This is a genomic window from Streptomyces sp. P5F9 (assembly GCF_057961495.1).
This window is the reverse complement of record NZ_JBXVPZ010000573.1, coordinates 1-5,393: the sequence shown is the minus strand read 5'-3', so window position 1 is coordinate 5,393 and position 5,393 is coordinate 1. Positions and strand designations below refer to the sequence as shown.

Sequence of the window (5,393 nt, the reverse complement as noted above, 5' to 3'; positions counted from 1 at the left end):
CCGGAATTCGGAGAGGCGACGATCCCGTGCCCACCAAGAACCTCACCGCCAACCGCGCCGCCCTCGGCCACCGCATCGCCTACGCCCTGCGCCACCCCGACCGCGTGCCCCGCCACCTGGCCCGTGCCACCCGGGACGCCTGGCTGCGCCATCGCCACCCGGACCACGTCTCCTACTACCGCGCCGTGATGCGCTCCGACACCCGGGCCGACCCGGACGCGGCGGTCGGCAGCGCGAGCCGTGAACGCTGGCTGGCACTGGGCGCGATGCAGTTCGACTACCTCCTCGGCCACGGTCTGCGCCCCGGGCACCGCATGCTGGAGATCGGCTGCGGAAACCTGCGCGGCGGCTGGCGCTTCATCCGCCACCTCGACCCCGGGCACTACTACGGCATCGACATCTCGCCCGACATCCTGGCCGCCGCGCAGGACACGATCGTAGAAATGGGCCTCCAGAAACAGCTCCCCACCCTCACCCCCGTACACGACCTGACCCTGCGCTTCCTGCCCGACGCGCACTTCGACGTCGTCCACGCGCACAGCGTGTTCTCGCACTCCCCGCTCCCGGTCATCGAGGAGTGCCTCGCCAACGTCGGCCGCGTCCTGGCACCGGGCGGCTGGTTCGACTTCACCTTCGACCGCACGGAGGGCGAGGAACACCACGTCCTGCGCGAGGACTTCTACTACCGCACCGAGACGTTGGTCGCGCTGGCGGCCCAACACGGCCTGAACGCCCGCTTCATGGACGACTGGGAACAACTCCCGCACGGCCAGTCGAAGCTCCGGGTCACCCGCTGAGTGCGGGCATTCGACTTGACTCCAGCGTTTGATCGCCTCGTACAACATGGCAGATTGCGGTGGATAAAGCTCGATTCTGCGCGACTTACGCCGGACTGCCAAGAACTAGACTATTTTCTCCGTCCAGTCCCAATGGGGGTGGGATCATGGCGAGTTATCCACCCGATGGCTCAGATCCCCGACTCACTTTCACGCATCCCGCGCACCTGCGAGGCTCGCCCGTGCGACTGTCCGGTGTCAGGTCGGTTCTGGGCAGGGATCCCGGTTGCGATATTCGTCTGGATGATCCGTACGTCAGCGGCACACACGCGGCGCTGAGCCGTTCACGGCACCCTTGTCAACGACCAGCCGCTTCGTGGTCCCTGGACGCTGCGCGACGGTGACGTCGTCACCGTGGGCCACGTCAGCATCCGGTATGCCGACTCCCGTAACGTCCCGCAGCGGGGCCAGGTCGTGGAGGGCACGGTGCTGATGCCGGCGGTGAACCGTGTTGCTCGGTTCGACGTGGGTCAACAGCACGGTGCCGTGCAGCTTGAGCACCTTGCGGGCGGGCACACCACCGAGCTGGTGGAGTCCGTCGACGTTCTGCGTGATGACCCTGACCGGCATGCCGGACCGTTCCAACTCGGCCACCGCCCGGTCCGCCTGGCGACGCCGTCACCAGGCGCGATCACAAGCAAGCCATTACCGGCGACAAGCCGCATCCCAGGCATGAAGATCACGATCTACAGCTGGAGTATCAGCCGCCTGTCACCCACCGGATCACTGCGAGCACACCCAACAGCACGGCCGGGCTCACCCACCACCACCCGAGGATGCGGCGCACAGGCGGCAGTAGCCACAGCACCGCCGCCGCGCCTGCAGCCCCGATGGCGAGAACGCAGGACAGAACGATGCCGGCGTACGCGTCGTCGTCCCAGGAGCCCGATGGACGTATGGTCAGCGCCGTCCAGGAGAAATACGCGGCGACGAGGGTGAGCAGTACCAGTGGTACCGCGAGGACCAGGCGAAGGCAGCCGCGGTCGTCGTTCGGAAGAGCGGGTTGAGTCATCAGCGCAGTGCGTTCCTTGCGTCGGCCAGGTTGTTCGTGAAGCCACGCCCGTAGGCCTGGGCATCGTCGGTCTGCCAGTACGGGCCCCCGTTGTAGCGCGCGGCGAGCTCCTCGTACTGAGCCGCGGTCATCTCCTCAGCCGGCACGTCGGAGAAGTCGCTCTCCGCCTTGAGTTGGGCCAGGTACTCCGAGGCGACGAAGATGTTCTGCGCAGGGTCTTGGAGGGACTCCTCCACCATGCCGCGTTGCTGGTCGGTGAGGTGGTCGGGGTCGTAGCCGAGGACCTCGGCGCCGCGTCGCACCTGGATCGCGATGGGCCCCATGGACGTGTTGTCGGGATCGCCTCCGAGGCGCCAGGGGAGGTTCTCGGGGGCGATCGGGCTGAGTGGGGAGTCGGCCTGTTCGCGGACGGTGTCGGTGATGTCGTCCAGGATGCCGGGCTGTCCGCCGATTTCCTGCCAGGCAATACCGGCGACCATGTCCGGTGGGAGCCCCGAGTTCTGTGCCGCCGCCTTGATGACGTCCTTGTTTGCCGCGATCCAGTCGGTGCGTTCCTGGGCGTTGGCGGGTGGGTCCCAGTAACTGTCCTTTGCCCCAGGAAGGTTGGCGATCTGGAGGCGGATGTCGCGCAGGGCCGGGGAGACGATGTCGTTTCCGGCGATGGGGTAGTAATCCTGCTTGGGGCCACTGCCGGACAGATGCGTCAGCGGGTTTGTGCGCGCCTCGGCAGCCTCTCGACGCAAGTCCGCGATCGCCGGGACGATGTCGACGCGTTGGACGAAGCCCATGCGGAAGTCCGGCAGCAGGTCGTAGGCCTGCTTGAGCTGGTGGACGCAGATCTCCCGCGCCTCTTGCTCTGTGGTCTTCGCCAGCTGGAAGTCACCGCCGGCCGCGTCGTGCAGCCGGTTCGCGTCGTCGCGGATGTCGTCGACATCCATGGTGAGTTCGGCGAAGAAGTCCATGACGCCGGTGGTGGCCCGCATGTCCTCCCACTGGCGCATCGGCTCGGCCTCCTGGGCTTCGCGGGTAATCGCCGTGCCTTTGGTGTGGATCAGGTTCGCGAGATTCTGCTCGTTCGCCTTGCCGTTGGAGTAATGCGCCTTGGCGACCTGCAACGCGAACGCGTAGTCGGTCAGGGCGCCGGCGGCCTTGTTGTAGCCCTCGGCGAGCTGCGTGAGCAGTTTGCGTGCCTCAGTGAGCCGGGCTTCGTAGTGCCGGCTGCCTTCGCTCTTCCACTGCGTGTGCTTCTCGGCCCGCTCCGCGGACGGGGCGACCGCCACGAGCATGTCGTGCAGGCGCTTGAACTCGTCCGCGTTCCGCTCGACGAGGGGAGGGTTGCAGCCCTCCAGGAACTCGACGTCTTTGCGGTGGCTGATACCGCCGCTCATCGTGCCTCCGGCGCGACGTACTGGCCGTAGCGCAAGACATCGTCGAGGAAGTGCTGCGCTGTGCCGTCGTCGACCTTCACGAAGTCGCTGCCTGCTGTTCGCAGGCGAGTGGAGAGCGCCGCGAAGAGAGCGACCGCGTCCAGGTACTGGTCATCCGCGAACCCCGCGAACCGGGCCACCTGTGTGGCCACGTCCTCGTGGGCCCTGGGCTCCCGGGCCATGGTGGTGAGTTCCGCATCCGGCCGGCCTTCCTGGAGGAAGCCCGCTATCTCGATCAGCAGGTTCGCGTTGCCGTTGATCGAGTCGGCCTTGGCCACCAGGGATCCCGCGGGCGGGGCCACGGAGCCGCCACCATCCGCAGGGAGCTGGTCGATCTGCGTGCCCGTCGACCGGCGCGCCAGGGCATCGGCCTTCAACTGGGCCCACTCCTCCTCGAAAGACAACTCCGTTCCCCCTCCAGCTCGTTGTCTCGAACGGTCAGTCGATCATGCCATTGGGAGAGGCTTTGCCGAAAGATCGTCACTTCTTTACGGACCGGGATCGAGCCATTCCGTCCGAACGTGCCGCTCGGGTCCCTTCGCCAGGTGCACGCAGACTGGCTCTTCTCGTGGACGACACCAAGTTCCCCGGAACCGGCATGGTGGAGATCTGCGGTCCGGAAGAAGGTGAGTTCCGCCAGAGCCTAGGAGTCGTTCTCCGAGCTCAGCCGATGTATTAGCTCGGGCAGTGCGGTACCGATCGGTTCGCGGATGACCTCGGCGGCGAGTTCGTCGTAGGGCGTGGCCTCGGCGTTGACGATGATCAGCCGTGCCCCGTGGTCGGCAGCGACACCAACGAGTCCGGCGGCGGGCTGGACCTGGAGGCTGCTGCCGACGGCGACGAACACCTGGCAGGCCTTGGTGATGGCGACGGCCTCGCCGAGGACGACGGGGTCGAGCCGCTCGCCGAAGTACACGGTCGCGGACTTCAGGATCCCGCCGCACTCCAGGCAGGCGGGGTCGTCCTCCCCGGCCTCGACCCGGGCGATCGCGTCCTGCATCGGCCCGCGCACATGGCACCGCGTGCATACGAACTCCCGCGCGGTGCCGTGCAGTTCGATCACCTTGCGGGCGGGCAGCCCGGCGAGCTGATGCAGCCCGTCGATGTTCTGCGTGATGACCCGTACGGGCACGCCGGACTTCTCCAGCTCCACGACGGCCCGGTGCGCGGCATTGGGCTCGGCCTGCAGCGTGCGGTTCTTGCGCCGCATCTGCCAGGACCGGCGCCGGATCTCCGGGTCGCCCATGTAGTACTCGTAGGTCACGAGCTTCTCGGCCTCGGGGTCACGGCGCCAGAGGCCGTTGGGGCCGCGGTAGTCGGGGATGCCGGAGTCGGTGGAGATGCCCGCCCCACTGAGAAGGGCGACGAGAGGCTTGCTCATGGTGGCGAGGGTAGGTCGGCGGGGGCGGGGCGGCGAGTGGATATCGCGGGGTCAGCGGGCCGCCACGCACCGGATCACCGCGATGCCGGCGTACACGTCGTCGTCCCAGGGACCGGACGGGCGGATGGCCGGCGCCGCCCAGCGGCAGAACGCGCGGCGGTGGATGTTACCGTCCGCTCATGGCCAAGGTGACCGTCTCGCTCGACGCAGCGCTCGTCGTGGAAGTCATGGTGCTCGCGGGCGTGGGCAACCCGCAGGACGCCGTCGAACTCGTCGTCCGCGACTACATCGAGCGCGGCCACCGCACGGAGGCCAGGGCCGAGACCCGCGACGACGCGTTGCGCGAGGTGGACGTGAAACCCCGGGAGGTCGAGGGCTGAGCCCTGCGGGACCGGGAGGCTGATGGGCCAACTCGCTTGGCTGCCACCGGTGTTGTCGGCCTCGCCCGCTCCACGGCCCAGTCGCCCTGTGTTGCCCTCCGCGCCCGCCCTACGCCTTCTGCCCGGCGTGAGCCGACGCGCCCTGGGCGGCCGATTCCGGTCAACTTGCCCTGCCGCCAACGGCGTTGTCCACGTCGCCCGCTCCCCGGCTCAGCCGCCCGGCGTCATGCATTGCGCCCGCCCCGAGGTCTTCCGCCCGGCGTAAGCCGCCCTGCTCAGGCGCTCAGCTTGCCGCCCGATGTCAGCCGGCCGCCCGGCGTCACCCATTGCGCCCGCCCCGGCTTTCCTCCCGGCGTC

General features: G+C 68.1%; 7 protein-coding genes and 1 pseudogene. 3 read left to right on the top strand and 5 right to left on the bottom strand.

The window, feature by feature from the left end:
- Nucleotides 1–26: 26 nt before the first annotated feature.
- The gene (locus tag AC31A1_RS45875) at nucleotides 27–797 is read left to right on the top strand and encodes a class I SAM-dependent DNA methyltransferase (protein ID WP_489659009.1); all 771 of its coding nucleotides are present in this window, start codon (nucleotides 27–29) and stop codon (nucleotides 795–797) included.
- Nucleotides 798–943: 146 nt separating this feature from the next.
- Nucleotides 944–1,180 carry an FHA domain-containing protein gene (locus AC31A1_RS45870; protein WP_489659008.1) on the top strand — a complete coding sequence of 79 codons (237 nt, stop codon included), beginning with the start codon at nucleotides 944–946 and terminating at the stop codon, nucleotides 1,178–1,180.
- 136 nt (nucleotides 1,181–1,316) lie between these two features.
- Here AC31A1_RS45870 and AC31A1_RS45865 read toward each other — a convergent pair.
- The 5 genes and pseudogenes from AC31A1_RS45865 to AC31A1_RS45845 all read right to left on the bottom strand — a co-directional run.
- Nucleotides 1,317–1,442 (bottom strand): annotated as a pseudogene (locus AC31A1_RS45865) (Sir2 family NAD-dependent protein deacetylase); the annotation flags it as partial.
- A 94-nt stretch (nucleotides 1,443–1,536) separates the two neighbouring features.
- Nucleotides 1,537–1,848, bottom strand: a complete 312-nt coding sequence (locus AC31A1_RS45860; protein WP_489659007.1) for a hypothetical protein — start codon at nucleotides 1,846–1,848, stop codon at nucleotides 1,537–1,539.
- The gene (locus AC31A1_RS45855; protein WP_489659006.1) at nucleotides 1,848–3,236 is read right to left on the bottom strand and encodes a hypothetical protein; all 1,389 of its coding nucleotides are present in this window, start codon (nucleotides 3,234–3,236) and stop codon (nucleotides 1,848–1,850) included. Before AC31A1_RS45855 ends, AC31A1_RS45860 begins: the two co-directional genes overlap by 1 nt.
- The gene (locus AC31A1_RS45850) at nucleotides 3,233–3,679 is read right to left on the bottom strand and encodes a hypothetical protein (RefSeq protein ID WP_489659005.1); all 447 of its coding nucleotides are present in this window, start codon (nucleotides 3,677–3,679) and stop codon (nucleotides 3,233–3,235) included. The genes AC31A1_RS45855 and AC31A1_RS45850 overlap by 4 nt, the downstream gene beginning before the upstream one ends.
- A 239-nt stretch (nucleotides 3,680–3,918) precedes the next feature.
- Nucleotides 3,919–4,656, bottom strand: a complete 738-nt coding sequence (locus AC31A1_RS45845) for an SIR2 family NAD-dependent protein deacylase (protein WP_489659004.1) — start codon at nucleotides 4,654–4,656, stop codon at nucleotides 3,919–3,921.
- 179 nt (nucleotides 4,657–4,835) lie between these two features.
- Between AC31A1_RS45845 and AC31A1_RS45840 the strand changes: the two genes are divergently transcribed.
- Nucleotides 4,836–5,036, top strand: coding sequence for a DUF2191 domain-containing protein (locus AC31A1_RS45840; RefSeq protein WP_405989808.1), 201 nt, complete (start codon nucleotides 4,836–4,838; stop codon nucleotides 5,034–5,036).
- The last annotated feature ends 357 nt before the right edge of the window (nucleotides 5,037–5,393 follow it).

Coding starts and splice junctions, on each gene's coding strand:
- AC31A1_RS45870 (WP_489659008.1), top strand. CDS start 944: ATGGCGAGTTATCCACCCGATGGCTCAGATCCCCGACTCACTTTCACG.
- AC31A1_RS45860 (WP_489659007.1), bottom strand. CDS start 1,848: ATGACTCAACCCGCTCTTCCGAACGACGACCGCGGCTGCCTTCGCCTG.
- AC31A1_RS45855 (WP_489659006.1), bottom strand. CDS start 3,236: ATGAGCGGCGGTATCAGCCACCGCAAAGACGTCGAGTTCCTGGAGGGC.
- AC31A1_RS45845 (WP_489659004.1), bottom strand. CDS start 4,656: ATGAGCAAGCCTCTCGTCGCCCTTCTCAGTGGGGCGGGCATCTCCACC.
- AC31A1_RS45840 (WP_405989808.1), top strand. CDS start 4,836: ATGGCCAAGGTGACCGTCTCGCTCGACGCAGCGCTCGTCGTGGAAGTC.